This is a genomic window from Pseudomonas sp. LBUM1644, assembly GCF_059716195.1.
Genome location: NZ_CP166812.1, coordinates 6,225,773 through 6,252,705, shown reverse-complemented (window position 1 = coordinate 6,252,705; position 26,933 = coordinate 6,225,773). Strand labels below are relative to the sequence as shown.

22 protein-coding genes and 1 pseudogene are annotated in these 26,933 nt (G+C 58.9%); 11 read left to right on the top strand and 12 right to left on the bottom strand.

Translation table 11 applies throughout. From position 1 onward, the window contains the following. Positions 1–34: 34 nt before the first annotated feature. From hflK (ACA052_RS28750) to cfaB, 5 genes are all read left to right on the top strand, one after another. Positions 35–1,993, top strand: a complete 1,959-nt coding sequence (gene hflK / locus ACA052_RS28750; protein ID WP_497650413.1) for a protease modulator HflK — start codon at positions 35–37, stop codon at positions 1,991–1,993. Continuing rightward, on the top strand, positions 1,990–3,030 hold the full coding sequence (gene hflC, locus ACA052_RS28745; protein WP_497647814.1) for a protease modulator HflC: 1,041 nt from the start codon (positions 1,990–1,992) through the stop codon (positions 3,028–3,030). The genes hflK (ACA052_RS28750) and hflC overlap by 4 nt, the downstream gene beginning before the upstream one ends. After that, positions 3,027–4,085: a protease modulator HflK gene (hflK, locus tag ACA052_RS28740; protein WP_497647813.1), complete on the top strand. Its 1,059-nt coding sequence runs from the start codon at positions 3,027–3,029 to the stop codon at positions 4,083–4,085. The genes hflC and hflK (ACA052_RS28740) overlap by 4 nt, the downstream gene beginning before the upstream one ends. Beyond that, complete coding sequence (locus ACA052_RS28735) at positions 4,082–5,992, top strand: heavy metal translocating P-type ATPase (protein WP_497647812.1); 1,911 nt, start codon at positions 4,082–4,084, stop codon at positions 5,990–5,992. Before hflK (ACA052_RS28740) ends, ACA052_RS28735 begins: the two co-directional genes overlap by 4 nt. Positions 5,993–6,184: 192 nt before the next feature. Continuing rightward, positions 6,185–7,369: a C17 cyclopropane fatty acid synthase CfaB gene (cfaB, locus tag ACA052_RS28730; RefSeq protein ID WP_497647811.1), complete on the top strand. Its 1,185-nt coding sequence runs from the start codon at positions 6,185–6,187 to the stop codon at positions 7,367–7,369. Here cfaB and cls read toward each other — a convergent pair. Continuing rightward, positions 7,366–8,805, bottom strand: a complete 1,440-nt coding sequence (gene cls, locus ACA052_RS28725) for a cardiolipin synthase (RefSeq protein ID WP_497647810.1) — start codon at positions 8,803–8,805, stop codon at positions 7,366–7,368. The genes cfaB and cls overlap by 4 nt on opposite strands. A gap of 131 nt (positions 8,806–8,936) precedes the next feature. Between cls and ACA052_RS28720 the strand changes: the two genes are divergently transcribed. Next, entirely contained in the window at positions 8,937–9,458 is a 522-nt protein-coding gene (locus tag ACA052_RS28720) for a DUF3617 domain-containing protein (RefSeq protein WP_497647809.1), read from the top strand. A 42-nt stretch (positions 9,459–9,500) separates the two neighbouring features. On the opposite strand, the gene ACA052_RS28715 is transcribed toward ACA052_RS28720, so the two are convergent. The 4 genes from ACA052_RS28715 to folE2 are packed head-to-tail and all read right to left on the bottom strand — an operon-like array spanning position 9,501 to position 12,815. Then, on the bottom strand, positions 9,501–10,376 hold the full coding sequence (locus tag ACA052_RS28715) for a metal ABC transporter substrate-binding protein (protein ID WP_497647808.1): 876 nt from the start codon (positions 10,374–10,376) through the stop codon (positions 9,501–9,503). A gap of 11 nt (positions 10,377–10,387) precedes the next feature. Then, positions 10,388–11,254 (bottom strand): metal ABC transporter permease, encoded by an 867-nt coding sequence (locus ACA052_RS28710; protein ID WP_497647807.1) that lies wholly within the window; start codon positions 11,252–11,254, stop codon positions 10,388–10,390. Then, a complete protein-coding gene (locus tag ACA052_RS28705) occupies positions 11,254–11,922 on the bottom strand; it encodes a metal ABC transporter ATP-binding protein (RefSeq protein ID WP_497647806.1) in 669 nt (222 codons plus the stop codon). Before ACA052_RS28705 ends, ACA052_RS28710 begins: the two co-directional genes overlap by 1 nt. Further along, the gene (gene folE2 / locus ACA052_RS28700) at positions 11,919–12,815 is read right to left on the bottom strand and encodes a GTP cyclohydrolase FolE2 (protein ID WP_497647805.1); all 897 of its coding nucleotides are present in this window, start codon (positions 12,813–12,815) and stop codon (positions 11,919–11,921) included. Before folE2 ends, ACA052_RS28705 begins: the two co-directional genes overlap by 4 nt. A gap of 101 nt (positions 12,816–12,916) precedes the next feature. On the opposite strand from folE2, the gene zigA reads away from it, so the two are divergent. Then, a complete protein-coding gene (gene zigA, locus ACA052_RS28695) occupies positions 12,917–14,125 on the top strand; it encodes a zinc metallochaperone GTPase ZigA (RefSeq protein WP_497647804.1) in 1,209 nt (402 codons plus the stop codon). A 27-nt stretch (positions 14,126–14,152) separates the two neighbouring features. Here the strand turns inward: zigA and ACA052_RS28690 are convergent, their stop codons facing one another. Further along, positions 14,153–14,509: an NADH:ubiquinone oxidoreductase gene (locus ACA052_RS28690; RefSeq protein ID WP_497647803.1), complete on the bottom strand. Its 357-nt coding sequence runs from the start codon at positions 14,507–14,509 to the stop codon at positions 14,153–14,155. Positions 14,510–14,536: 27 nt separating this feature from the next. On the opposite strand from ACA052_RS28690, the gene ACA052_RS28685 reads away from it, so the two are divergent. Further along, on the top strand, positions 14,537–15,499 hold the full coding sequence (locus ACA052_RS28685; RefSeq protein ID WP_497647802.1) for a CobW family GTP-binding protein: 963 nt from the start codon (positions 14,537–14,539) through the stop codon (positions 15,497–15,499). A gap of 78 nt (positions 15,500–15,577) precedes the next feature. Here ACA052_RS28685 and ACA052_RS28680 read toward each other — a convergent pair whose 3' ends face one another. Beyond that, a complete protein-coding gene (locus ACA052_RS28680; protein ID WP_497647801.1) occupies positions 15,578–15,991 on the bottom strand; it encodes a DUF3301 domain-containing protein in 414 nt (137 codons plus the stop codon). A gap of 120 nt (positions 15,992–16,111) precedes the next feature. Between ACA052_RS28680 and pdxY the strand changes: the two genes are divergently transcribed. After that, positions 16,112–16,984, top strand: a complete 873-nt coding sequence (gene pdxY, locus ACA052_RS28675; RefSeq protein ID WP_497647800.1) for a pyridoxal kinase PdxY — start codon at positions 16,112–16,114, stop codon at positions 16,982–16,984. An 84-nt stretch (positions 16,985–17,068) separates the two neighbouring features. On the opposite strand, the gene ACA052_RS28670 is transcribed toward pdxY, so the two are convergent. Next, a complete protein-coding gene (locus ACA052_RS28670) occupies positions 17,069–17,551 on the bottom strand; it encodes an acyl-CoA thioesterase (RefSeq protein WP_497647799.1) in 483 nt (160 codons plus the stop codon). Between the two features lie 202 nt (positions 17,552–17,753). Between ACA052_RS28670 and ACA052_RS28665 the strand changes: the two genes are divergently transcribed. After that, the gene (locus ACA052_RS28665; RefSeq protein WP_497647798.1) at positions 17,754–19,517 is read left to right on the top strand and encodes a cation:proton antiporter; all 1,764 of its coding nucleotides are present in this window, start codon (positions 17,754–17,756) and stop codon (positions 19,515–19,517) included. Positions 19,518–19,668: 151 nt separating this feature from the next. Here ACA052_RS28665 and ACA052_RS28660 read toward each other — a convergent pair whose 3' ends face one another. From ACA052_RS28660 to uvrD, 4 genes and pseudogenes are all read right to left on the bottom strand, one after another. Further along, positions 19,669–20,076 (bottom strand): SMI1/KNR4 family protein, encoded by a 408-nt coding sequence (locus ACA052_RS28660; RefSeq protein WP_007943369.1) that lies wholly within the window; start codon positions 20,074–20,076, stop codon positions 19,669–19,671. Between the two features lie 133 nt (positions 20,077–20,209). Continuing rightward, on the bottom strand, positions 20,210–21,085 hold the full coding sequence (locus ACA052_RS28655) for a Tim44 domain-containing protein (RefSeq protein WP_497647797.1): 876 nt from the start codon (positions 21,083–21,085) through the stop codon (positions 20,210–20,212). Between the two features lie 222 nt (positions 21,086–21,307). Next, positions 21,308–21,493, bottom strand: a pseudogene (locus tag ACA052_RS28650) (DMT family transporter); the annotation flags it as partial. 124 nt (positions 21,494–21,617) lie between these two features. Continuing rightward, positions 21,618–23,801: a DNA helicase II gene (gene uvrD / locus ACA052_RS28645; protein ID WP_497647796.1), complete on the bottom strand. Its 2,184-nt coding sequence runs from the start codon at positions 23,799–23,801 to the stop codon at positions 21,618–21,620. Between the two features lie 258 nt (positions 23,802–24,059). Here uvrD and ACA052_RS28640 point away from each other — a divergent pair, with 258 nt between their 5' ends. Continuing rightward, positions 24,060–26,933: an EAL domain-containing protein gene (locus tag ACA052_RS28640; protein ID WP_497647795.1), complete on the top strand. Its 2,874-nt coding sequence runs from the start codon at positions 24,060–24,062 to the stop codon at positions 26,931–26,933.

The following is a 26,933-nucleotide window of genomic DNA, read 5'->3' as shown; positions in this document are numbered from 1 at the left end:
TTGCACTGTGAGCAACGATAATCCCTGGGGTGGTATGCAAGTCGATCTCGATGTCGATGGAACGCAGGTAGCCGGGCTGCCGCGTTTTCAGCAGGCGGTTTTTCAAGGGCGACGATTACGTCAGCTCGCCATTGGCCTGGGTGCTCTGGCGGCCTCTGGATGGGTGCTGGCGTTGTTTGTAGGGCTGTTTGCGCCGCAGTCGCTGTGGCCTGCTTTGTTGGTCAATCAGAGCGCCGGGTTGCTGGTGCTGATTGCCGGTTTGCAATCCGCAGGGTGGATTACCCAGTGGCGTGCACGGGCGATGAACCCGGTTGTGCAGGAAGTCGTTGCAGACGAAATGCTCATCCCCGTGGGCTGGTACGAACAGTTGCTGGACCGGCTCAGCCAACGCTGCCTGCGCATGCTGGGCCAGATTGGCGCGGCGACGCTATGGCTTGGCGGTTGGGCGCTTCTGACATTGCTCAGCATCGAACAAGTTTGGAACCTTGCACTGCCGCCCGCCGTGTTGGGTGTGTCGGCCAGTGTCGGCGCGGCAATTTCGTTATTAGTGGCGTTTGGATTGCTGGTGCTGGAACGTCAACTGGCCCAGGAAAACAATGCGCAATGGCCTGAAGCCGGGGCGCTGGCACAGCTGACCCGAGTGGCGATCATTTGCCTTGTGCTCAGCGCTCTGTGCCTGTTGTTCGCTAACGAAGCCTCGGTATGGCCGGTGCGCCTGGCCGTGGTGATTGGCGTGCTGCCCGGTTTGGTCGCCGTTGAGTTGTTGATGCGCGCGGTGCTGTCATTGTTCACACCTCGCCGTGAACACCTTGAACCGGTGTTGCTGGCGCGAAGTTTTGTCGCCGATATGCTGCGCTGGCCACCGCAGCCATTGCTGGCGTTACAGCACGAATTGCATAACCGCTTCGGCATCGACTTGCGGCAGATCTGGGCCTTCACGTACATACGGCGCGCGTTTTTGCCGGTGATGGCGGTGGTGTCGATTGTCGGCTGGTCGTTAACCGGGATCCACGAAATACCCTTGCAAGGGCGAGGGATCTACGAGCGTTTCAGTAAACCGGTGGAAGTGTTCGGCCCAGGGTTACACGCGGGTTTGCCGTGGCCGTTGGGGCGAGTGCTGAGTGTCGAGAATGGTGTGGTCCATGAGTTGGCCACCAGTGTTGGCGAAGCAGCGACGCCAACCGCTGTCGAACCGGCAGAAGGGCCGGCGCCGGCGATTGCCAATCGGTTGTGGGACGCGAGCCATGTGAATGATAAATCGCAAGTCATCGCCAGCAGCCGTTCCGACAAGCAGAGCTTCCAGATCGTCAACATGGATGTGCGCTTCGTCTACCGCATCGGCCTGACTGATCAGGAGGCGCTGGCCGCGACTTACAACAGTGCCGACGTGCCAACGCTGATTCGCAGCACCGCCAGCCGCATTCTGGTCCACGACTTCGCCTCGCGAACCCTCGATGGTTTGCTTGGAGAGGACAGGGTAGGGCTGGCTGAAGAGATTGGCCGCGCAGTGCAGGCGGACCTGAAAAAACTCGACAGCGGTGTGGAAATTCTCGCCACTGTGGTTGAGGCGATTCACCCGCCGGCGGGTGCGGCCAATGCGTATCACGGCGTGCAAGCAGCGCAGATTGGCGCCCAAGCGTTGATCTCCCGTGAGCGCGGTGCGGCGGCGGAAGCGACCAATCAGGCGCAATTGCAGGCCAGCATTGCTCGCGATCAAGCGACGGCCACTGCTCGGGAAATCAACGCCACGGCCCAGGCGGCAGACTTGAAATTCAGCGCCGAACAAAAGGCCTACGCCAGCGCCGGCCAGGCCTTTGTGCTCGAGCAGTACCTCAGTCAACTTTCCCAGGGCCTGGCCAACGCCAGGTTGCTGGTTCTCGACCATCGACTGGGAGGCAACAGCAACGCGCCGACCATCGACCTCCGTACGTTCACGCTGCCGGCTGATCCTGCCTCGGCGCGCAAAACTGCTCAGCCAGGAGCTGCCAATTGAGCCAGTCGCACACTCACGATCACGACGACCACACTGGCCATGATCACGGCCATGGTGGGCATCACCACGGACATCACCATCATCACCACGGCGATCCACAAGCGGCGGGTCCATTTCCGTGGAGGCGCATGGGCTGGGCGGCATTGCTGGTGGCGTTCGCCATCGCGGCGGCAAGTCTGGTTCAGGTTCGATCAGGGGAAGCCACGGTGATCACACGCTTCGGCAATCCGTCGCGGGTATTGCTTGAACCAGGTCTTGGCTGGCGTTGGCCTGCACCTTTTGAAGCGGCAATACCCGTCGATCTGAGACTGCGCACTACCTCCAGTGGATTGCAGGATGTGGGCACGCGGGACGGTTTGCGCATTATCGTTCAGGCCTATGTGGCCTGGCAGGTGCAGGGCGATCCGGACAATGTGCAGCGCTTTATGCGCGCAGTGCAAAATCAACCGGATGAAGCGGCACGGCAAATTCGCACGTTTGTGGGCTCGGCGCTGGAAACTACAGCCAGTAGTTTTGATCTGGCCAATCTGGTGAACACCGATGCCAATCAGGTGCACATCGCCGACTTTGAAGCGCAGCTGCGCCAGCAAATCGATCAGCAGTTGCTGACCACGTATGGCGTGCGCGTGCTGCAAGTGGGCATTGAACGCCTGACGTTGCCGTCAGTTACCCTGACGGCCACTGTCGATCGCATGCGCGCCGAGCGCGAAACAATCGCTACTGAACGTACCGCGATCGGCAAACGCGAAGCCGCGCAGATACGTTCCGCCGCCGAGCGCGACGCACGAATCGTACAAGCGGATGCGACGGTCAAAGCGGCAGACATCGAAGCGCAGTCACGGGTCGAAGCTGCACAAATTTACGGCCGCGCCTATGCCGGTTCACCGCAGCTTTACAACTTACTGCGCTCGCTCGACACCTTGGGCACCATCGTTACGCCTGGTACAAAATTGATTTTGCGCACCGATGCGGCACCGTTCCGGGTGCTGGTGGAAGGTCCGCCGTCCTTGGATAACAAGCCCGGGTCGCAGCCATGAATTTGGTTCCACGTGGAACAAATGAGTTAAGTAGCCCCTGGATTCAAGCCGGGCGCTTGGCTTTTCTTGCGTTGTACGCGGTGACAGTGCTGGCCGCGTTGGCTTGGGTGTTCTCTAATGTCCGGCAGATTGATCCGCAAAATCGTGCGTTGGTTTTTCACTTCGGCGCGCTGGATCGCATCCAGAATGCCGGTTTGCTATTGGCTTGGCCGCGGCCGTTTGAGCAGGTGATTTTGTTACCTGCGGCGGATCGGGTGATTGAGCGCCGGGTAGAAAACCTGCTGCGCACGGATGCGGCGGTGCAGGCCGATCGAGTGGCGAGTTTTGCTACGCCGATCAGTGATGCGCTCGCCGGTTCCGGTTATCTGCTGACGGGTGATGCGGGCGTGGTGCAACTCGATGTGCGAGTGTTCTACAAGGTGACTGAGCCGTATGCCTTCGTTCTCCAAGGCGAGCATGTGCTGCCGGCGTTGGATCGACTAGTGACGCGCAGCGCGGTGGCGCTCACGGCCGCGCGCGATCTCGACACTATCCTGGTCGCGCGTCCGGAACTGATTGGCGCCGATAACCAAGCGGCGGAACGACGCGAACGGCTGCGCGGCGATTTAGTGCAAGGTATCAATCAACGTCTGGCCGAACTGACGGCAACCGGCCAGGGGCTCGGGATCGAAGTGGCGAGGGTCGACGTGCAATCGAGTCTGCCCGGACCTGCGGTCAATGCGTTCAATGCTGTTCTGACGGCGAGCCAGCAGGCCGATAAAGCCGTGGCCAACGCGCGCACCGAGGCCGAGAAACTGACACAGACGGCCAACGAGCAAGCCGACCGTGCGCTGCAGGTCGCCCATGCTCAGGCGAGCGAACGACTGGCCAAAGCCTCTGCCGACACGGCGACCGTGTTGAGTCTGGCCAAGGCGCAACAGCAGGGCACCGACCCGCAAATGCTATTGCGCATTTACCGCGAGCGAATGCCGAAAATTCTCGGTCAGGCCGGTTCGGTCACCACGGTCGATCCGAAAGATGATTCCCGCCTGATCATTCAGGGAGCTGCCCAATGACCGCGCAAACCGCCGCTGCACCGAGCATGTTGTCCTCCGCTGAGCAGCGCAGCGCCGCCCGCCAACTGACCCTCGCGATGCTCGCACTGGGCTTGCTCGCGTTAGGTTTGATCTGGCGCTGGCTGTCGCCGGAGCAGAACGGTGTCAGCCAATTGCTGCTGGGTTTTGCTTCCGTGTTGGTGGCCTTACCGGTCATGCGTTCGGCCTGGTACAGCCTGCGCTTTCCGAGTTTGCACGGGATAACCGATCAATTGATCGCCCTCGCGATGCTCGGTGCATGGGCCACGGGGGATTTGCTTACGGCGGCATTGCTGCCGATCATCATGATCTTCGGCCACGTGCTGGAAGAGCGTAGCGTGATCGGTTCACAGGAGGCGATTCACGCGTTGGGCAAATTGACCCGCAGCCATGCGCGCAAAATTCAGGCGGATGGCACCATCGTCGAAGTCGACAACGGCACCCTCAAGGCGGGTGACCGTGTTGAAGTGCGAGCGGGTGATCGAGTGCCGGCGGATGGTCGAGTGTTGTCCGGTCAGGCGAGCCTGGACACCGCTTCAATTACCGGTGAGTCGGTGCCGATGGAGGCGGGCGTCGGCATGCCGGTGTTCGGTGGGGCGATCAACCTCGACGGTCTGTTGCGCATCGAAGTGACGCGCACCGGCAACGAATCGACCCTCGGCAAAGTCATCGCGCTGATGCAAAGCGCCGAACGTTCCAAACCGCCGATCACGCGTTTGCTGGAACGCTACGCAGGCAGCTACATGGTGCTGGTTTTGCTATTGGCTGCAGTGACCTGGTTTGTCACCAACGACGCTCAAGCGATGCTTGCGGTATTAGTGGCCGCCTGTCCTTGTGCGCTGGTGTTGTCCGCTCCAGCCACGGCGATTGCCGGTGTGGCAGTGGCCGCTCGTCACGGGATTCTGATTCGCAGCTCGGCGTTCCTCGAGGAGTTGGCGGACCTGACTTCACTGGTGGTCGACAAGACGGGAACCCTGACATTCGGCACCTTGCGTTTGCAGTCCATCGACAGTCCGCTGGAGGACCGTAGTCACTTGCTGAAACTCGCCGCGAGCCTCGGTTCGGCCAGTAGTCATCCCGTCAGTCGCGCACTCGCCGGGCTGGTCAATCAGGAGCATTTTTTGCTGCTCTCGGACATACACGAGCGTCAGGGTTTGGGCGTGGTTGCAATGACTGAGCAGGGTGAGGCCGCACTCGGTCGACCGGAGTTGTTCGCGCAACTGGGTATCATCACGTCGAGCATTCCCGATCACGACGGGCCAATTGCCGGGCTGGCACTCAATGGCGAGTTTCTGGCCTGGCTGCTGCTGGCCGACAGCGTCAAACCTGAAGCGCGATTTGCCCTGGACGAGTTGCGTGAACTTGGCTTGGGTCGGCAGTTGTTGCTCACCGGAGACCGGCAAAGTGTCGCGCGCACCTTGGCCCTGGATGTCGGCATCAGCGACGTCGAAGCGCAGGCTTTACCTGAGGACAAGCTCAATCGCGTGCTGAAGGAAATCGGCAGCGGCTTCCGGCCGATGGTGGTGGGCGATGGCATCAACGATTCACTGGCACTCAAGGCCGGTGTGGTGGGCGTGGCCATGGGCGCGGGTGGTGCGGATATCGCATTGGCTTCGGCCGACATCGTGCTGATTGGCAGCGACTTGCGTCGGCTCGGTACCTGCGTGCGTTTGAGTCGCCAATGCCGACAGACATTGCAGGTCAACGTGATCATCGGCCTGGGCTGGACGCTGGCCATTGTTGCCTTTGCTGCGTTTGGCTGGCTCGGTGCGGCGGGTGCCATGATCGCTGCGCTATTGCACAACTTCAGCACGTTGTTGGTGTTGGGTAATGCCGGGCGGTTGCTGCGGTTCCAGGAGCCATTGCTCAAACTGCAGGATGAAATCTGAATGAATTCAAATATTCAGAACTGTGCGTCCTGTTTGTAGTCATCTAGTGTGAGGGCATGTCATTTCCGTGGGTTCGCCGTGGTTTTTTTTAACGCTACGAATCATAGAAAACGGCTATCAAATCGATAGCCGACTATTTTTCAAATGATGGTCTACCCTCTCACCAGACGTCTGAAACAAGGGGGACTATCCATGCTCGCGCAAATTCCACCGGCCTTACAGAATCTGCAACTACCGCTTCGCTTGAGACTCTGGGACGGCCACGAATTCAATCTGGGGCCGACGCCCAGCGTCACCATAGTGGTCAAGGACCCACAAATGGTTTCCCAGTTCACCCATCCCAGCCTCGACTTGTTGGGGGCAGCGTTTGTCGAGGGCAAACTGGAACTTGAAGGCTCTATCAGCGACGTGATCCGCGTCTGCGATGAATGGAGCCAGGCGTTGCTCGGTGATGCCGACAGCCAGCCGGTGCGGACTCTCCATGACAAGGAAACCGACGCCAAAGCGATTTCCTACCACTACGATCTCTCCAACGCCTTCTATCAATTGTGGCTCGACAGCGACATGGCGTATTCCTGCGCTTATTTCGAGACCGGCAGCGAAACGCTTGAGCAAGCCCAGCAGGCCAAGTTCCGCCACCTGTGCCGCAAGTTGCGGCTGCAACCCGGCGAGTATTTGCTGGATGTCGGTTGTGGTTGGGGCGGTTTGGCGCGGTACGCAGCCCGAGAGTTCGGCGCAAAGGTGTTCGGGATTACGCTCAGTAAAGAGCAATTGGCCCTCGCCCGCGAGCGGGTGTCGGAGGAAGGCCTGGACGATCTGGTGGAACTGCAACTGCTCGACTATCGCGACCTCCCGCAGGACGGTCGTTTCGACAAGGTGGTGAGCGTCGGCATGTTCGAACACGTCGGCCACGCCAACCTGGCCGAATATTGCAAAACGCTGTTCGGCGCGGTGAAAGAAGGCGGCCTTGTGATGAACCACGGGATCACCGCGAAGCACACCGACGGCCGTCCAGTGGGCCGTGGTGCTGGTGATTTCATCGAAAAGTACGTGTTCCCCAACGGCGAACTGCCGCACTTGTCGATGATCTCCGCCGAGATCAGTGAAGCGGGACTGGAGATCGTCGATGTCGAGAGTCTGCGCCTGCATTACGCACGGACCCTGGACCACTGGAGTGAACGTCTTGAAGACAATCTGGAAGCCGCCGGCAGGCAGGTGCCAGAGCAGGCGCTGCGGATCTGGCGGTTATATCTCGCGGGCTGCGCTTATGCGTTCGCCAAGGGCTGGATCAATCTGCACCAGATCCTTGCAGTGAAAACCCACCCGGATGGCAGCCACGAATTACCCTGGACGCGGGACGACATTTACAACCCTTAGAGAATCGGAGAAATAAGCCGGGCGATCCGCATGCCGACCTGTTGCAGTCGGTGCGTCTCCCGGCTTTCTTCTTTAGCGATTTCGTGAGACTGGGCAAAGTCGTCGTTAAGCATCTGTTCTACTTCGGCGGCAAACGCGCTGTCGACGGTCAGCAACATCACTTCGAAATTCAGCCGGAACGATCGGTTGTCCATGTTGGCGCTGCCGATGGCGCTGATTTCGCTGTCGATCAACACCACTTTCTGATGCAGGAAACCCGGTTGGTATCGGAATACCCGCACGCCGGCGCGCACGGCTTCAAACGCATAAAGGCTGGACGCGGCGTAGACGATCCGGTGATCGGGCCGGGAAGGCAGCAGTAGTCGCACATCCACACCGCGCAATACCGCCAGTCTTAACGCCGCGAATACCGCCTCATCTGGAATGAAATAGGGGCTGGTAATCCACACCCGTTCCGTCGCCGCGTGAATCGCTTCGACGAAGAACAGTGAGCAGGTTTCGTAGGAATCTGCCGGGCCGCTGGCGAGCAATTGACAGAGCACGCCGTCGTCCGGGTAAACGTCCGGCAGGATTAGCGGCGGTAGTGAACGGGCGGCCCAGAACCAGTCTTCGGCGAAGGATTCCTGCATGCAGGCCACCACCGGGCCACGTACTTGCACGTGGGTATCGCGCCACGGTGCCAGGGGCGGTTTCTCGCCCATGTATTCGTCGCCGACATTGTGCCCGCCAACGAAACCCAGCACTCCGTCCACCACCACAATCTTGCGGTGGTTGCGGAAATTGACCTGGAAGCGGTTGAGCCAGCCGCTACGGGTTGCAAAGGCTTTGACCTCGACGCCGGCATCTCGCAACGTTTGCACGTACCCGTGGGGCAGGGTATGACTGCCGATGCGGTCGTACAGCAAGTAAACGGCGACGCCTTCGGCGGCTTTTCTCAGGAGCAACGTTTGCAATCGTTGCCCGAGACGGTCGTCGTGAATGATGAAGAATTGAATCAGCACGGCCTCTTTCGCGCTGTTGATCGCTTCGAAAATGGCCTCGAAAGTGGCTTGGCCGTTGATCAGAAGCCGCACTTCGTTGTTCGCCAGGCACGGCATGCGCCCTAGCTTTGGCATGGCCCTTAAAGAGGCGTAGGCGTTGGAAGCGCGAGCCGTCAGCGCCTCTTCTACCCAAGGGCGCCAGTTCAGTTCGGAGATGGCCTTGCGCATGGCTTCGTTGGCGATTCGCCGGGCCTTGATGTAACCGTCGAAAGTGCTACGGCCGAAGACCAGGTACGGGATAAGTGTCAGGTAAGGAATGAACACCAACGAAAGGGCCCAGGCGATAGAACCCTGGGCGGTGCGGACGGTGAGCACAGCGTGGATGGCAGCGATCATGCCCAGCGAGTGAAGCAGTGCAATGGTGTAGCCGAAAATATGCGGTTCAAAGTAATCCATGGGGCAGCCTTGCTCCTGAAGATTCAGTGCTTAACAGACCATGTTCCGTGCAGAATGTCGCTATTTAATTGGCCCATGAACCGATGCTGATAGCTGACGTCTAACGGCCACTACTGATCAGGAGTTACTCGATGAACGTTCGTCTGCTGGGTTTGGCCTTGGCTTTTGGTTTAGCGCTTCCTGTGGCCGCTCAGGCTCAAATGCTGCAGCCGGGTTTGTGGGAATTGACCACCAGCAACATGAAAGTCGATGACCAGAATCTGCCGGACCTGCAACTGATCCTTGGTCAGTTACAAAGCCAGATGACACCCGCGCAGCGTGCGCAGCTGGAGAAGCAGGGCATCACCATGGGTGGCAAGGGGATTCGGGCGTGTTTGACGCCCGAGCAGGTCAAGTCGGACAACATTCCGCTGACGGACCCGCAATCAGGCTGCAAGCAGGAAATCACCGACCGCACTGGCAACCAGTGGAAATTCCGCTTCAGCTGCCCGAAAGCGCAAGGTGCGGGTGTCGCTACATTCCTCAGTGACCGTGAGTTCACCACCAAAGTAAACGGCACTTTCAACGCTACGGGCATCCAGCAGAAGGGCAGTCTTGAAAGCCGCGCCGTGTGGTTGGGTCAGGATTGCGGGACTGTTAAACCAAGAGCGTAACGTTCGACAGGGTTCATTTTGCCGCACCTTTGTCCTTGTCGATCATGGCTTGTTCAAGGCGTCATACAGGGTGTTGAGGTTGTACTCGAACAATCCGACGAAGGTGCTGGCCGGACCGGTGGCGGCCAGCGCATCGGAGTACAACGTACCGCCGATCTGCGCGCCGCTTTCGTCGGCGATCTGTTTAAGCAGGCGCGCATCCTTGATGTTTTCCATGAAGACCGCTTTGACGTTGGCTTGACGAATCTGCGTGATCAGCGCGGCCACTTCGGCGGCCGATGGTTCACGCTCAGTCGACAGCCCTTGAGGCGCCATGAAATCGATTCCGTAAGCCTGACCTAGATAACCGAACGCATCATGCGACGTCACGATCTTGCGGTTGCCGGGTGGCAGTGAACCGAGCTTGGCCTTGGCTTCGGCGAGCAGGGCGTAGATCTGCTTCAAGTAGGTCTGGCTGTTGCGTTCGTAGTCGGTTTTGTTCGCCGGGTCTGCGGCGATCAGCGCCTTGGTGATGTTGCTGATGTAGAGCTCAGTGTTCGCCAGATTGTGCCAGGCGTGAGGGTCGGGCACGGTCTCGCCGTCTTCATCCAGGGAGCGCGGGATGACACCGTGGCTCGCGCTGATGAGCGCTGCTTTGGTCTCCGTGCTGGTGACCAGGCGGTCCAGCCACGGCTCAAAACCTAACCCGTTTTTGATGATCAGCTTGGCCTTCAGTAATGCCTTGGCATCGTCCGGCGTCGGCTCGTAGGTGTGGGCATCGGCGTCGGGGCCGACCATGTTAGTGATCTGAATGTGGTCGCCTCCGACTTGATGGGTCATGTCAGAGAGGATGCTGAAGCTGGTGACTACTTGAAGTTTTTCCGCGGCGGACAGCGACATCGACAGCATCAAACTGAACAGCACGAGTAAAGCGCGCATCGGGAATCACCTCATTGGGATGTGAGCAAAGGCGGGCGGCGCAGTAAGCCGTGCACCGGTCCGAACACCACGGACAACAGATACAAACCCCCTGCGACTAGCACGATGGCCGGGCCACTGGGCAGCGAGTAGTAGAACGACAGCAGCAAACCTATCGACACCGAGAGGCAGCCGAGCAGCGCGGCGATGGCGATCAATACCGGTAGTCGACGACTCCAGAAGCGCGAGGCGGCGGCAGGCAACATCATCAAACCGACCACCATCAACGCGCCGATGGCCTGGAAACCGATCACCAGGTTCAGCACCACCAAGGTCAGGAAAACACCGTGTGCCAATGGGCCGAGCCGGCTGACTGTCTGCAGGAAGAGCGGGTCGAGGGTGTCGAGCAACAGAGGTTTGTAGATGAGTGCCATGGCGATCAGGCTGAACCCTGAAACCCACAGCATGCCGGTCAATGTGGGGCCATCGACCGCCAATGCCGAACCGAACAACAGGTGCAACAGGTCCAGGCGTTTGCCGGCGATACCGAGGATCAATACGCCACCGGCAAGAGAGATCGGATAAATCGCGGCGAGACTCGCATCTTCGCGCAGGCCGGTTCGACGGGTGATCCAGGCAGCGAGCCCGGCCATGCTCAGGCCTGCCCCAAGTCCACCAAGGGTCAGTGCGGGGAGGCTCAAACCGGCAAACCAGAAGCCTAACGCTGCGCCGGGCAAGATGCCGTGAGCCACTGCATCACCAATCAGACTCATACGCCGCAGGATCAAAAACACACCCAGTGGTGCAGTGCTGCACGCCAGGACCAGGCCTCCGAGCAGGGCTCGGCGCATAAACACGAACTCGTGGAACGGTAGCCAAAGATGAGTTGCAGCGATCATCAGGCCACCTGCGTTTGCGGTTGTTGATGGATCAAATCAACGCTCGCTCCGAGCATGCATCCTGTGCTTTTGATAAGCAGTGTTCGAGGAATGTGTTGGCGGACGGCAGACAAGTCATGGCACACGACAACCAGCGTGCGGCCTTCGGCGTGCCAGGTATGAATGTGTTTCCAAAGCAATGCCTGACCCGACTCATCAAGCGCAGCGTGGGGCTCGTCGAGCAAGAGTAGAGGTGCTTCGGCGAGACTCAGGCGGGCGAGTAGGGCTCGTTGTAACTCTCCGCCGGATAGCGCCATCAAGGGGCGCTGTTCCAAACCGGCCAGACGCCAGTCTTCCAGTACGGCTTGGAGGCGTTCGTTGCGTCTCTCTGTAGATTGCTTGTTGCCCCAGAAACCAGCGGCGACCAACTCTTGAAGGCTGATGGGGAACTGCCGGTCCAGGTGTTGCTGCTGGGGAAGGAAGGAGATAGATCCCTTGCGTTGGACTTCGAGCAGGATTTTTCCAGCCAGCGGTTTTTGTAGCCCGGCGATGACCTTCAGCAAGCTGCTTTTCCCCGAACCGTTGGCACCGACGACAGCGGTCAGACTGCCCTCGGGCAATTCGAAATCAACGGCCGGTGTAAGCGGTTGGCCGGGTGCACCCCAGCGCAAGGCTTTGCAACGGATCATGCGGCCTCCCAGTTCCATTGGCTCTCGGCGACGGCATCGTGGGCATGGAGGCTTTCTGAGTGAACGACTCGTATATGGAACGCGCTGATGTCGGAGGATTGTTTCAGGGTCCGGTTCAACCGTCGTGCAGCGTCCTCGCAGAACATCAAGTTCTGACCATTGGCCAAGGCGAAGGCCTGTTCGTCGGCGCGTTTAACGGCTGTTTGTACCGCCGTACCGAGGACGGCTTCGGCGTCGTTGATGATTGCGATTAGTGGAAAGTCATCCAGGGCGTCATTGAGTTGGAGGCTTAATCGAGCATGGCTGCGTTGGCTGTGAGGTGTCGCGACGATGCCTTTTGTTGAACCGAGCCACGCCAACACATCGGCGTGTTGCAGCGGGGTATTTGCGAAGTCGTTGATGAACTGCTGCTGAATTAGCTGCCGCGAAAGCGCCGCTGAACAGGGGCATGTAGAGGAATAAGGAACGTCGATTTTTAGTTCCACGTGGAACATCGCGTTTTTTATCCACGCTTCGATGCTCACCGGATAGGCTTTCCAGCCAGCCAATGGATTCACTAATGCTGACCTTTTAAGCAGGAAATCGACGTGAATTTTTAAGTAAGCATGGTTTGAGAGCCCTTCATGCGTTTTTAGAAAACTCTGCAGGACTCGCCGTAGAAGCATGGGCGTCAGGTTTTCCTGCGCAATAATTTCCAACGCCAAGTACAGCCGCGACATATGAATACCGCGCGCGTCTCCGTCGTCGACACTCACGCCGGCGTCGACTTTTGCGCTCATTCTTTGGCCATCGAATAAAACAGGCGACGCTATTCCGCACATGCCCACCCACTCAAGTGGCAGGGCTAGGCGTGAAGCCTGCGCGGCGATATCAGGCAGAGTCAGCGCATTCATGGAAGGGGCCCTCGTGGTAGTCGGTTTTAATGTTATGTTATAACGCACAACTCGACCGCACCTTTTTTTCATGACCGCGTACTTTCCATGAGGATTTCCTGATGTCCAATCGCCTCCCGGTAACTGTCTTGTCCGGTTTTCTCGGCGCCGGAAAAAGCACGTTGCTCAACTACGTGCTGCGTAATCGCGAAAACTTGCGGGTCGCTGTGATCGTCAACGATATGAGCGAGATCAACATCGATGGCAGCGAAGTCCAGCGCGACGTCAGCTTGAATCGCGCGGAAGAAAAACTCGTCGAGATGAGCAACGGCTGCATCTGCTGCACCTTGCGCGAAGACCTGCTCGAGGAAGTCAGCAAGCTGGCCAAGGAGGGTCGCTTCGATTACCTATTGATTGAATCGACGGGTATCTCCGAACCGCTGCCCGTGGCGGAGACCTTCACTTTCCGCGATGAGGAAGGGCAAAGCCTGGCCGACATCGCCAGGCTCGACACCCTGGTCACCGTGGTCGATGGCATCAACTTTCTGCTCGACTATCAGGCCGCCGACAGCCTCGCCTCCCGGGGTGAATCCTTGGGCGAAGAAGACGAACGTTCAATCACCGATCTGCTGATCGACCAAATCGAATTTGCCGACGTGATCCTGATCAGCAAAATCGACTTGATCAGCAGCAGCGAGCGACAGGAGCTTATTGCGATCCTTGAACGACTCAACTCTCAAGCTGAAATCATTCCGATGGTCATGGGCGAAATCCCGCTCGAAAAGATCCTCAATACCGGCCGCTTCGACTTCGAAAAGGCTGCCCAGGCGCCAGGATGGCTAAAGGAATTGCGCGGCGATCACGTGGCGGAAACTGAGGAGTACGGCATCGCTTCGATGGCCTACCGAGCCCGTCGACCGTTTCATCCAGAGCGCTTTTTCAACCTCATCGACCGCCCATGGGTGAACGGTAGATTGCTGCGCTCCAAAGGGTTTTTCTGGCTGGCAAGCAAGCACACGGATGCAGGAAGCTGGTCCCAGGCAGGCGGTTTGATGCGCCACGGTTTCGCCGGACGTTGGTGGCGTTTCGTGCCGAACACCCAGTGGCCGCAGGATGAAGAAAGCACCGCCGGGATCATGGAAAACTGGGACGCCAGCACGGGCGATTGCCGGCAGGAACTGGTGTTCATCGGGCAGAACATCGACTTCACCCGACTCACCGCAGAACTCGATGATTGCCTGTTGAACAATGATGAAATGACGCTGGGAGTCGAGGGTTGGCGGTTGCTGTCAGATCCGTTTGGCCCTTGGTTTGAAGAGTCGGCGGCCTGATCCACCGTTCGCCGCAACCCGTGCCATTCAAGGCTTGAGCCAGGTGCCTTGGCTCTGGGCTTCGCAAAACGGCTTTAAATACGCTGCATCCGTGGCTACGCCGTAATAGTGAATATCCTGCCGGTAAGGCATATTGGCGACTTGAGCGTTGCTGCACACACCGAATGCGCCGGCGGGGCATTGGTCGAAGTACTGCACATCGACCTTCTGCCCGGGAAGGTTCGGCTGGCAGAAACCATCGGCGAACAGTTTCTCCGGGATGTTGCGGTTCTGCTGGCAGACTTTCACGTCGAGTCGCTCAGCCGTGCTATGTACCACACACGCCTGAGCCAGCGCTTGACCCGAAACGAGCGCCAGAAGCAGCGACAATCCCATCAATCGCATTTTTTACCTCCTCAGAAAACGCCGACCATGTTGCAGAACATTCCTACTCACGTCATTGCTGGCCCTTTGGGCGCTGGCAAGACCAGTCTGATCAAGAACCTGCTGATACAGCGGCCGATTGGCGAGCGCTGGGCGGTGTTAATCAATGAGTTCGGGCAGATCGGCCTCGATGCAGCGCTACTGACCCAGGATGACGATGGTATCGCACTGGGTGAAGTGGCCGGGGGCTGTTTGTGTTGCGTGAATGGTGCGCCGTTTCAGATCGGGCTCGGGCGTCTATTGCGTAAGGCGCGGCCGGATAGATTGTTCATCGAACCCTCCGGGTTAGGTCATCCGGCGCAGTTGCTCAGGCAATTAAGTGAAGCTCCATGGGCAGGCGTGTTGGCGGTGCAGCCCTGCGTCCTGGTGCTGGATGCCCAAGCCCTTGCTGCCGGCAAAGCACTGCCCGAGCCGCAACAGGGGGTATTGGGCAGCGCTGGATTGTTGTTGCTTAACAAGTCTGAAGATCTCGACGAAGGTGATCGGCAACGAATTGTCGATCAGTTGCCATCGCGACGGTTGTACTGGACGCAGCAGGCCAAATTGCCTTTGAGCGAGTTGCCGGGCCTTCAAGTCCAGGCAGTGGCAGGTGTGGATAACTTCATCGCACCCCAAGGGTTAGGGCAGATGCCCGCCATCTGGACTGATCCAGCATTGCCGATTTGCTTGAGCCAGAGTCAGGAAGGCGGTTGGAGCATTGGCTGGCGCTGGCATCCGGGCCAGAAATTCGATACGGCGCTCATTGGGCATTGGCTTGAAAGCCTTGGCTGGCGGCGGGCGAAGATGGTTATCCACAGCACTGGTGGTTGGGTTTCGGCAAATGCGTTGGATAACTCGGCGCTGGAATGGCGAGTCAGCGAATGGCGCCAGGATTCGCGGATCGAGCTGATTTTCAGTGAGCCGCAGGATGTTGATTTGCTGCAAAAAAATCTGGGTGCCTGCCGAAGTTAAAGATCAAAAGATCGCAGCCTGCGGCAGCTCCTACAATGAGTAACCTGTAGGAGCTGCCGAAGGCTGCGATCTTTTGATTCACGGACGCCACTTGGTGTGTTCTTGCCGCCACTGACTCAACTCGATCACCTCTGCGCGCGGCTTCACCACATCGACCACCGCCGGAGTGTCGTCGAATGGCACCGGGTAGGGCGCCAGTTCGATCTGTGCGCTGTGGGCACCAAACTGGGTGATAGTCCCGGTGTGGCGGGTTTCACCGGTCACGGTAAATTCGAAGTTATACACACGGGCCAGCCGCCGTCGACCGTTGGCGTCTTTGATGAAGGCGATTTTCTTCAGCGCCACGTTGCCGTCCAGCAACTCGATCTCGAGCTTGCTGCAATGCTGCTTGACCCGCTCCAGCGCGCGCTCGCGCAAGCCATGGTTGTGCCAAAGCCACGCGCCACCAGTGGCGAGCAGCATCAGCACGAAGATATTTCCGAGGGTCAACATCAACAGGGTGCTCCAACAAGATAGTGTCAGCTTAACTGCGTCGCCGGTCTGTCGTACAGGCTGCTTTTCGTCGCATACTGCGCGGCTAGAATTTCAATCGTTTTACGGAAAACTCACCGCATGAAACGTACGCCCCATCTGCTCGCCATTCAGTCCCACGTGGTGTTCGGCCACGCTGGCAACAGCGCCGCGGTTTTCCCGATACAGCGGGTCGGGGTGAATGTCTGGCCGCTCAACACCGTGCAATTCTCCAACCACACCCAATACGGCCAGTGGACCGGTGAAGTGCTGTCTCCGCAGCAGATCCCCGAGTTGATCGAAGGCATCGCGGCGATTGGTGAGTTGGGTAACTGCGACGCCGTGTTGTCGGGCTACCTTGGCAGTGCGGCCCAAGGTCGGGCGATCCTGACGGGCGTGGCCCGGATCAAGTCGATGAATCCCAAAGCGCTGTATCTGTGCGATCCGGTAATGGGGCATCCGGAAAAGGGCTGCAGCGTGCCGGCAGAAGTCAGTGATTTCCTGTTGGAAGAAGCGTCTGCCGTGGCGGATTTCATGTGCCCGAACCAGCTGGAGCTGGACAGTTTTTCGGGGCGTAAGCCGCAATCGCTGTTCGACTGCCTGGCCATGGCGCGAGCACTGCTGGCACGCGGTCCGAAGGCCGTACTGGTCAAGCACCTGGCCTATCCCGGCAAACCGGCGGACGTCTTTGAGATGTTGCTGGTGACGGCCGAGGCGAGCTGGCATCTGCGCCGCCCGCTGTTGGCGTTTCCGCGTCAGCCGGTAGGCGTTGGCGATCTGACGTCTGGGCTGTTCCTGGCACGTGTGCTGTTGGGCGATAGCCTGGTGGCGGCTTTCGAGTTCGCTGCGTCGGCGGTGCATGAAGTGCTGTTGGAGACTCAGGCTTGCGCCAGTTATGAGCTGGAACTGGTGCGGGCGCAGGACCGGATTGCGCATCCGCGGGTGCGGTTCGAGGCGACGCCGATCAGTTTGTAACCGAGTCGTGGCGAAAAGATCGCAGCCTGCGGCAGCTCCTACAGAGATCGGGGTAGGAGCTGCCGCAGGCTGCGATCTTTTGCTTTAGGCGTCGCCCTTGATTTCCTGATAACGCTTTTCCAGTTCCTGACGAATCTGCCGACGCTGCTGGGCCTGCATGAAACGGCGTTTGTCTTCACTGTTCTGCGGTTGCAGAGGCGGCACCGGGGCCGGTTTGCGGTCGTCATCCACCGCAACCATGGTGAAGAAACAGCTATTGGTGTGGCGCACCGAGCGCTCCCGAATGTTTTCGGTCACCACTTTGATGCCCACCTCCATCGAGGTGTTACCGGTGTAGTTGACCGAGGCCAGGAAGGTCACCAGTTCGCCGACATGAATCGGCTCACGGAAAATCACCTGGTCCACTGACAGGGTCACCACATAGCGGCCGGCATAACGGCTGGCGCAGGCGTAGGCCACTTCGTCGAGGTACTTGAGCAGGGTCCCGCCGTGAACATTGCCAGAGAAGTTGGCCATGTCGGGGGTCATCAGTACTGTCATCGACAGCTGGGCATTTCCGGGTTCCATAGCGTTCTCACGGTTCAAGGCAGGATTTCAGGGGCGCACCTCTGCGGGTGCCTCGTCAGCTTTTTCAAACCAACAGTTATCGGGACGCCGGGCAGGCGGCTGCCGTCACGCGTTGATCTATCTGTTTCCATATATTGCACCGGCTTTTTGCCGGAAGTCGCGATGTTACCCTCCGAAAGCCCACTTTAAGGAGCCCTACACCATGCATGCCATCAGTTTTATTCAGGACCTGGCAGTGATCATGTTGGTCGCAGGTGTAGTGACCGTGCTCTTTCACCGCTTCAAGCAGCCCGTGGTCCTGGGCTATATCGTTGCCGGCTTTATCATCGGGCCGCATACGCCACCCTTCGGCTTGATCCACGACGAAGAAACCATCAGGACCCTGGCCGAGCTCGGGGTGATTTTCCTGATGTTCTGCCTGGGCCTGGAGTTCAGCCTGCGCAAGCTGTTCAAGGTAGGCGCCACGGCGTTTATCGCGGCGTTTCTGGAAATCGTGCTGATGATCTGGATCGGTTACGAAATCGGTCGCTGGTTTGACTGGAACACCATGGACTCGCTGTTCCTCGGCGCGATCCTGGCGATTTCCTCCACCACCATTATCGTCAAGGCACTCAACGACCTGAAGATGAAGAACGAGCGCTTTGCGCAGTTGATCTTCGGTGTGCTGATCGTCGAGGACATTCTGGGCATCGGCATCATCGCCTTGCTGTCGAGCATTGCTGTCAGCGGTACGGTCAGTTCCGGCGAAGTGTTTTCGACAGTCGGCAAGCTTTCGCTGTTCATGATCGTCGCGCTGGTGATCGGCATCCTGCTCGTGCCGCGCTTGCTGGCCTACGTGGCGAAGTTTGAAAGTAATGAAATGCTGCTGATTACCGTGCTAGGCCTGTGTTTTGGTTTCTGTCTGCTGGTGGTCAAGCTCGAATACAGCATGGTGCTCGGCGCGTTCCTGATTGGCGCGATCATGGCTGAATCCCGACAGTTGCTGAAAATTGAACGCCTGATCGAGCCGGTTCGTGACCTGTTCAGTGCAATCTTCTTCGTCGCCATTGGACTGATGCTCGATCCGATGATCCTGCTGCAATACGCCTGGCCAATCGCGGTGATCACCGTGGCCGTGGTGCTTGGCAAGATGCTTTCCTGCGGACTTGGGGCCTTTATAGCTGGCAATGACGGACGCACCTCACTGCGCGTGGGGATGGGCCTTTCGCAGATTGGCGAATTCTCCTTCATCATCGCCGCGCTGGGCATGACGCTGCAGGTCACCAGCAACTTCCTGTACCCGGTCGCCGTGGCCGTCTCGGTGATCACCACGCTGCTGACGCCCTACCTGATTCGTGCCGCCGACCCGCTGTCAATCAAACTGGCCTCCGTGATGCCGAAGCGTCTGGGGCGGGTATTGGGGATGTACGGCGAATGGCTGCGCAGCATTCAGCCCCAGGGCGAGGGTGCGCTGCTGGCGTCGATGATTCGGCGGATTCTGCTACAGGTGGGGGTCAATCTGGCGCTGGTGATTGCCATCTTCTTTTCAAGCGCGTTTTTCGCCGAGCGCATGTCTGCGTATTTGCAAGACTGGATCAGCGATCCGAGCTGGCAGAAAGCGTTGATCTGGGGTGGGGCGCTGCTGGTGTCGCTGCCATTCCTGATCGCCGCCTATCGCAAGCTCAAGGCGCTGTCGATGCTGCTGGCGGAAATGGGCGTGAAGCCAGATATGGCTGGCCGCCACACACAGCGAGTGCGGCGGGTCATCGCTGAAGTCATCCCGATCCTCTCGCTGCTGGTGATTTTCCTGCTGCTGGCAGCGTTGTCGGCCAGTATTCTACCGACCAACAAATTGCTGATGCTCATCGCCGTGGTCGCGGCCGGCGTGGCGGCGCTGCTCTGGCGCTGGTTCATCCGCGTGCATACGCGCATGCAAGTGGCCTTGCTTGAAACCCTGGACAACCACAAGGAATCGTCCGGACATTGAACTCAGACCTGTAGCAGCTGGCGCAGCCTGCGTCCGGCTGCGAAGCAGTCGTAAAATCAGTCAGCGAGGTGTTTCAGGTCAACCGGGTCAGCAGAGTTTACGACTGCTGCGCAGCCGGACGCAGGCTGCGCCAGCTGCTACAACGTCGGCGTCAGCTTTCCAGCCAGACGTCCCGCGCCCAGTGCCATACCGACTCCCAGGTTTCTTCAGCAATCAGCTCTTCCTCGGCCTGCCACAGCACCACGGTGCCGTCTTCTTCGACCAGGTAGTAGTCGTCGCCGTCCTGGCAAATCGGGATCATGCTGCGATCAACACCGGCATCCCAAGCGTTAGCGGCAACGTCCGGCAGGTAGGTGTGGGATTGTGGGTCAGTGACAGTCACTGGCTCCAGGCTGCCGTAGACCACATCGCTGACGGTCAGCAAAAATTCTCTGAAGACAAACGGAATGTCGATGAACAGCTGTTCTTCGATTTCCACGATCTGATCTTCGTCAGGCAACTCCAAGGGGACCGGTACCGGTTCGTTGGCTTCACGCAGTTGTTCGATGATTTCTTCCACGTCCGGGATCCTCTTGCTGATGGCGCGGTTTAGTTGGGGCGGTTTATACAGTAGCTCGCTATAGATGCAACCGCGAAATAGAAAACCCCGGCAAGCCGGGGTTTTCATTACAGCATGCTTAACGCAGGAGGGATCAGCCGTTCTGGCGGATACCGGCAACCAGCCAAGGCTGGTTCTCGCCCTGTGGACGTTCCATGTTCCAGCTTTCGCTGAAGATTTCGCCCTGGTCGAAACGTGAAGTCTTCGACACGCCGCTGAACGTCAGGGTAGCGATGGTCTTGTCCGCACGGTCATCAACGCCGTCCAGTTGAACCTGAAGGTTATCGATGTAGGTCGACTGGAAGCCGTCGCCCAGATCGGCACGTTCGCGCTTGAGGAACTCCAGCATTTGCGGGGTTACGAACTCGGCGATCTTGTCCATTTCGTTGGCGTCCCAATGCTGTTGCAGGGACTGGAAGTGGTTACGGGCCGCTTCAATGAAGTTCTTCTCATTGAACCAGGCCGGCGCATTGATGACCGGACGAGCGGCAACCGGTGCAGCAGAGCCACCGAAGATCGAACCGCCAGCAGGCTTCTGCTCAAACACTTCACGCTGCATCGGCGCGTGACCTGCCGGAGCCATATGCTCCTGCTGCTTGCGACGACGCGCTGCGATGAAGCGGAAGACCAGGAAGGCAATGACGGCCATGATCAGGATGTCGAATATCTGCATGCCCTGGAATCCGCCGCCCATGAACATGGAGGCCAGCAGGCCACCAGCCGCGATACCGGCCAGAGGGCCGAGCCAGCGCGAAGCACCGCCGGCCTTGGCCGCAGCGCCAGCGGCACCGGCTGCACCAGCGGTCGCCGCAGCGCCACCCATGCCTGGAGAAGAAGGAGCCATTTGGCTGGTCTGGTGGGTCGGCGCGGCGCCGACACTTTTGCCGCCACCAAAGCGCTTGGCGTTGGCGTCGAGGCTCATCGTCAGGCCGATGCACAACGCCATGGCGATGCTAAGAAAACGTTTCATAAAGGGAATTCCCATTTGTGGATGGCACGCGCGCCATGTTGCACAGCTGAAGTGATACTGGCTAGCGGCAGAGTGTTTCGGGCTTTTGCCTGACAGGTTGTGTTCAGCTTCAATCAGCGCAATAAGGCCTGTTAACTTTGGGCTGTAGGATCAGTGGATAAGTTCTGTAGGAGGGATGCCTAGCGTCGCAGCGCCAGCATGAGGCAGAGTCGATCCTAATTACTGATATTGGCCCGTCGCGTACAAAATCAAGGCCAGGCTGACCAAAACCACCACGGTGCGCAGCAGAGTCGCGAAGTCCGAATTGACGTTTTCAATGCCGATTTTCGCGAAAATGGCGGTCATGGCCGCGAAGGCCGCCGATAACAGGGCCCAGAATGTCCAGGAAGAAAAGAAGCCTGAGCCCATTGAGTATTGCCTTCCATCTGAGCTGAAGGGGTAGCGGTATAAAACGATCGCATCCTTCGGCAGCTCCTACAGATGCACGGGAATTCTATGTAGGAGCTGGCGAAGCCTGCGATCTTTTCAGCCGTTAGATCGCTTCCAGCTTCGCATAGCCGAGCATCAGCCATTTGCTGCCTTCACTAAAGTTCACCTGCACCCGAGCCTGGGCCCCGGCGCCTTCGAAGTTCAGGATCACGCCGTCACCGAACACCGAATGCCGCACGGTCTGGCCAAGACTGAAACCGGTATCCGGAATCTCGCTGCCGCCAAACAGACTGCTGGAGCTCTGCTGCTGGCCGCCGCCGAACGGACGGCTGACACTGTTGGACAGACGCACTTCCTGGATCAGGCCTTTCGGCACCTCACGTACGAAACGCGACACCTTGTTGTAGGTCTCGCTGCCGTACAGGCGTCGGGTTTCAGCATAGGTCATCACCAGGTTCTGCATCGCCCGGGTAATGCCCACGTAGGCCAGACGGCGCTCTTCCTCGAGACGACCCGGTTCTTCCAGGCTCATCTTATGGGGGAACAGACCTTCTTCCATGCCCACCAGAAAGACGTAAGGGAATTCCAGGCCTTTGGCGCTGTGCAAGGTCATCAACTGAATGCTGTCTTCGTGCTCGTCGGCCTGGGTATCCCCGGCCTCCAGCGACGCATGACCGAGGAACGCCGCCAATGGCGTCAGGTCCTCGTCTTCTTCAGTGTTTTCGAAGTTGCGCGCGGCGCTGACCAGTTCCTCAAGGTTTTCTACCCGTGCCTGGCCTTTCTCGCCTTTTTCAGCTTCGTGATAAGCGATCAGGCCTGACTGCTCGATGACGGTCTGGGTCATCAAGTGCAATGGCATTTCCATGCATTTGGCGGCCAGGTTTTCGATCAGCTCGATAAACGCGCCAAGGGCACCGGCGGCACGACCGGTCAGGCCTTTGTTGGCTACCAGCAGGCGCATGGCTTCCCACATCGACACATCGCTGTGGCGCGCGTGGTCGCGAATCGCTTCGACGGTTTTCTCGCCGATGCCACGGGCCGGAACGTTGATTACGCGCTCCAGCGCCGCATCGTTGCCACGGCCTTCCAGCAAGCGAAGGTAAGCCATGGCGTTCTTGATTTCAGCCCGCTCGAAGAAGCGCTGGCCGCCATAGATTCGGTACGGAATGCGCTCACGCAACAGCGCTTCTTCCAGAACGCGCGATTGGGCGTTCGAGCGGTACAAAATCGCGATATCGCTACGAGCAAGGCCGGTTTTCAGCGCGCTTTCGATGGTTTCGACAACGTAGCGTGCCTCGTCGTGCTCGTTGAAGGCCGCGTACAGATTGATCGCTTCGCCTTCACCGCCATCGGTCCACAGCTCTTTGCCCATGCGCCCGGTGTTGTTCGCGATCAGGGCATTGGCAGCCTTGAGGATCCCGGCGGTGGAGCGGTAGTTTTGCTCCAGGCGAATGGTCTCGGCATCCGGGAAGTCGTCGGAGTACTGATAAATGTTCTCGATTTTCGCGCCGCGCCAGCCATAGATTGACTGATCGTCGTCGCCGACCACCATCAGGCTGTCGCCGCCCTTGGCTAGCAGGCGCAACCAGGCGTACTGCACGGCGTTGGTGTCCTGGAACTCGTCCACCAGAATATGGCGGAAACGCTTCTGGTAGTGGGCGAGTAGGCCCGGATGGTCGCGCCACAGGTCGAGGGCGCGCAGCAGCAGCTCGGAGAAGTCGATGACACCGGCGCGCAGGCACGCGGCCTCATACGCTTCATAAATGCTGCGCATGGTCGCCAGGAACAGGTCGCCGCTGGCTTGAATGTGTTTTGGACGCAGGCCTTCGTCTTTCTGTCCGTTGATGAACCACTGGGCCTGGCGGGCCGGCCAGCGCTGTTCGTCCAGCCCCAGTTCGCGGATCACCCGCTTGACCAGCCGTTGCTGGTCGTCGCTGTCGAGAATCTGGAATGTCTGGCTCAGGCCTGCTTCCTGCCAGTGCGCCCGCAGCAAGCGGTGCGCCAGGCCGTGGAAGGTGCCGACCCACATGCCGGCCGGGTTGATACCCATGAGCTGCTCGATGCGATGACGCATCTCGGCAGCGGCCTTGTTGGTGAAGGTCACCGACAGGATTGAGTGAGGCGAGGCGTTTTCGACCTGGATCAACCAGGCGATACGGTGCACCAGCACTCGGGTTTTACCGGAACCAGCACCGGCCAGGACCAACTGACGACCCACGGAGGCAGCTACGGCCTGGCGTTGGGCATCGTTGAGGGAGTTCAGCAGAAGGGAGAGATCATCGCGCATCGGGGCATTCTAGGGGGCCACGTCACACCGGGCAAACCCTGCATTGCTTCAACCGATGAAAGATAGGCGCAGGACGACCGGTCAGTCACCTGCTGGAAGCGTTGACGGGGCGCGCTTGGGTGCTTTTACACCCCTGTGAACGGTGAATATTTTTGTCTGTTTTATGATCCAGAGCAGTTTGGTCCGGCCACTTGCTTGTGTATGCTCCTTCGACGTTTCGGGCTCATGCTCATCATTATAAGAACAAGAACATTGCCTATGACCCTCAGCTCCGACCTGTCGGGCCCCACTGTGGAGCCCCGGGTTATCCGGAAACAGTACGCCATGGAAATGGCGGTCGAACGCACGCGTCTGCTTTATCAGGGCTCGCTGCTGCCCACGCTCTTCATGCTGATTAATGGTCTGGTCTGCGCCGGGTTGCTCTGGAGCCCGCAACGTTACTTCCTGGTCAGCTTCTGGCTGGTGTGGCTGTTATCGCTGGTGGCGTTGCGGGTCATTCAAGTGGCGGCCTTCGATTCGGCCATTCCCAACCGGCAGGCGCATCCCATCTGGTGGCGCATGTTTTTACTGGGTTCGGCGATGACCGGCCTGACACTGGCCAGTGCGGGCATTGCGCTGGTGCCTGCTGACAACTTTATCCAGCAAGCCTGGGTCTTTGGTTTGATCGGTGCCGCCGCGCTATCGGCCAGTGTCGCTTACGCAGTCAGTCTGCCGGCGTTCCTGTCCTTTACCTTGCCCTGCCTGTTACCGGCCATCGGGTATCTGTTCTGGGGCGGTGATGAGCAGGAGCAGGGCTGGGGCTGGTTCGGCCTGATTTTGCTCGGCGCGCTGAGCGTGGTCGCCTGGCAGGTCAATCGACTGATCGATCGTGGGCTGTTGCGACGCTTCCAGAACGAGGCGTTGATCGAGCATTTGCAGCAGGCTCAAAGCCGCAGCGACCAGCTCAATCTCGAACTGGCCAGGGAAATCGAGCAGCGCCGTCGTGCCGAAGACGAATTGCGTGAAATTCAGACCGGGCTGGAAAGCCGCGTGGTTCAACGCAGCCTGGAGCTGGATGCGGCAAACCAGGCCCTGAGCAAGAGTGAAGCGCGCCTGGCGATGGCGTTGAAGGCCAGTGAGTTGGGGTTGTGGGACTGGAACCTGCAAACCGACGAAGTCCATCACACACAGCTTCAAGAGTTGTTCGGCCTGGCACCGGAACATGTGACGGCGATGCTGCGTCACCTCAAGCCACGGCTGCACCCTGATGACCTGCCGTCACTCAAACGTGCACTGGTCGAGCATTTGAAGGGCCGCAGCGAGGATTACCAGATCGAATACCGCGTGCGCCACGGTGACGGCCACTGGGTCTGGATCGAGGATCGCGGGCGAGCGGTAGAGCGCAGCGAATCCGGCCGGGTGATCCGCATGGTCGGCACTCGTCGCGACATTAGCGTCAGCAAGGGCCTTGAAGAGCAGCGGCAACTGGCGGCGACCGTGTTCGAGGCGGCCAGTGAAGGCATCGTGATTTTTGACCCGAATTACACACTGATCGCAATCAATCAGGCCTTCAGCCGTGTCACCGGCTACGACATCGACGACATGATCGGGCGCAATGTCGTGGAGTTGCCATGCAGTCGCGATGCCCGTCGCCACTACGGCGCGATTCACCAGGCGTTGGAACAGCACGGCAGCTGGCAGGGCGAGTTGGTCGAAACCCGCAAAAACGGCGAGTTGTACCCGCAATGGCTGCATCTGAATGCAGTACGCGATGCCCGGGGAAATGTGAGTCATATCGTCGGCTTCTTCGCCGATCTGTCGGCTCGGCGCGAATCCGAAGAACGCATGCGTTATCTGACTCATTACGACGAACTCACTGGCCTGGCCAACCGTTCCCTGTTCCGTGAACGACTCAGCGAAGCTCACCAGCGGGTGCGGCAAGGCACTCACCGCAATCTGGCGCTGCTGCACATCAATCTGGATCGATTCAAATTGCTCAACGATAGCCTTGGCCATGAAATCGCTGACCAACTGCTGCAGAAGATGGCTCGGCGGCTGGTCAACGCGTTGCCTGAGGCGGACACCATCGCGCGGTTGTCCGGTGACGAATTCGCGGTGCTCTTCAACGCCTACGGCAGCCTCTCGAGCCTTGCGCGGGTGGCGACACGTTTGTCGACCAAGTTACGCGTACCGGTGACCATCGACGGTCATGAATTGGTGGTCAGCGCCTCCATGGGCATCAGCATGCTGCCAGACAACGCCAGGGAGATTTCCGCGTTGGTCAGCCAGTCGAACATGGCCATGCAGCATGCCAAACACCTGGGCGGCAACAATTTCCAGTTCTACACCGACAGCCTTCAGGCCAGCACGCTGGAGCGCTTGCAGCTGGAAAACCAGCTACGTAAAGCCATCGAAGAAAAACAATTGAAGGTGTTCTACCAGCCGAAGTTATGCCTCGCCTCGGGCAAATTGAACGCCGCAGAGGCACTGGTGCGCTGGGATCACCCGACCATGGGCCGCGTGCCGCCGGGGGATTTCATCGGCCTGGCCGAAGAAACCGGGCTGATCGGCCCGATTGGCGAGTTCGTGCTGCGTCAGGCCTGCTGGCAAGCCTGCGAGTGGCAGCGGCAAGGGCTGGAACCGATTCGGGTGTCGGTCAACCTGTCGGTGCATCAGTTGCGTCAGGGCAAACTGGTCAGCCTGGTGCGCCAGGTGCTGGAAGAAACCGGGCTGGCGCCGCACTACCTGGAACTGGAACTCACCGAGAGCCAATTGCTGGACAGCGTCGAGCACATCATCGCGACCTTCCAGCAGTTGCGCGATCTGGGCGTGAAACTGGCGATCGATGATTTCGGCACCGGCTATTCGTCCCTCAGTTACCTCAAGCGCATTCCTGTGGATTACGTGAAGATCGATCAGGCGTTTATTCGCGGGTTAGGACAGGGCACAGAAGACGCGGCGATTACGCGGGCGATTATTGCCATGGCTCACGGTCTGTCGTTGAAAGTGGTGGCCGAGGGCGTGGAACGGCCGGAGCAGCTAGAATTTTTGAAAGCCGAACGCTGCGATGAAGTGCAGGGCTACTTGATCAGTCGCCCGATTGAGGCCGAAAATCTGGCGAGTTTGCTGCGCGACCAAGTTATCGCTGGATGA

What these genes read in the sequence shown, in the direction of transcription:
- hflK (WP_497650413.1), top strand. Translation starts at nt 35, where the DNA reads ATGCAAGTCGATCTCGATGTCGATGGAACGCAGGTAGCCGGGCTGCCG.
- hflK (WP_497647813.1), top strand. Translation starts at nt 3,027, where the DNA reads ATGAATTTGGTTCCACGTGGAACAAATGAGTTAAGTAGCCCCTGGATT.
- ACA052_RS28735 (WP_497647812.1), top strand. Translation starts at nt 4,082, where the DNA reads ATGACCGCGCAAACCGCCGCTGCACCGAGCATGTTGTCCTCCGCTGAG.
- cfaB (WP_497647811.1), top strand. Translation starts at nt 6,185, where the DNA reads ATGCTCGCGCAAATTCCACCGGCCTTACAGAATCTGCAACTACCGCTT.
- cls (WP_497647810.1), bottom strand. Translation starts at nt 8,805, where the DNA reads ATGGATTACTTTGAACCGCATATTTTCGGCTACACCATTGCACTGCTT.
- ACA052_RS28720 (WP_497647809.1), top strand. Translation starts at nt 8,937, where the DNA reads ATGAACGTTCGTCTGCTGGGTTTGGCCTTGGCTTTTGGTTTAGCGCTT.
- ACA052_RS28715 (WP_497647808.1), bottom strand. Translation starts at nt 10,376, where the DNA reads ATGCGCGCTTTACTCGTGCTGTTCAGTTTGATGCTGTCGATGTCGCTG.
- ACA052_RS28710 (WP_497647807.1), bottom strand. Translation starts at nt 11,254, where the DNA reads ATGATCGCTGCAACTCATCTTTGGCTACCGTTCCACGAGTTCGTGTTT.
- ACA052_RS28705 (WP_497647806.1), bottom strand. Translation starts at nt 11,922, where the DNA reads ATGATCCGTTGCAAAGCCTTGCGCTGGGGTGCACCCGGCCAACCGCTT.
- folE2 (WP_497647805.1), bottom strand. Translation starts at nt 12,815, where the DNA reads ATGAATGCGCTGACTCTGCCTGATATCGCCGCGCAGGCTTCACGCCTA.
- zigA (WP_497647804.1), top strand. Translation starts at nt 12,917, where the DNA reads ATGTCCAATCGCCTCCCGGTAACTGTCTTGTCCGGTTTTCTCGGCGCC.
- ACA052_RS28690 (WP_497647803.1), bottom strand. Translation starts at nt 14,509, where the DNA reads ATGCGATTGATGGGATTGTCGCTGCTTCTGGCGCTCGTTTCGGGTCAA.
- ACA052_RS28685 (WP_497647802.1), top strand. Translation starts at nt 14,537, where the DNA reads ATGTTGCAGAACATTCCTACTCACGTCATTGCTGGCCCTTTGGGCGCT.
- ACA052_RS28680 (WP_497647801.1), bottom strand. Translation starts at nt 15,991, where the DNA reads ATGTTGACCCTCGGAAATATCTTCGTGCTGATGCTGCTCGCCACTGGT.
- pdxY (WP_497647800.1), top strand. Translation starts at nt 16,112, where the DNA reads ATGAAACGTACGCCCCATCTGCTCGCCATTCAGTCCCACGTGGTGTTC.
- ACA052_RS28670 (WP_497647799.1), bottom strand. Translation starts at nt 17,551, where the DNA reads ATGGAACCCGGAAATGCCCAGCTGTCGATGACAGTACTGATGACCCCC.
- ACA052_RS28665 (WP_497647798.1), top strand. Translation starts at nt 17,754, where the DNA reads ATGCATGCCATCAGTTTTATTCAGGACCTGGCAGTGATCATGTTGGTC.
- ACA052_RS28655 (WP_497647797.1), bottom strand. Translation starts at nt 21,085, where the DNA reads ATGAAACGTTTTCTTAGCATCGCCATGGCGTTGTGCATCGGCCTGACG.
- uvrD (WP_497647796.1), bottom strand. Translation starts at nt 23,801, where the DNA reads ATGCGCGATGATCTCTCCCTTCTGCTGAACTCCCTCAACGATGCCCAA.
- ACA052_RS28640 (WP_497647795.1), top strand. Translation starts at nt 24,060, where the DNA reads ATGACCCTCAGCTCCGACCTGTCGGGCCCCACTGTGGAGCCCCGGGTT.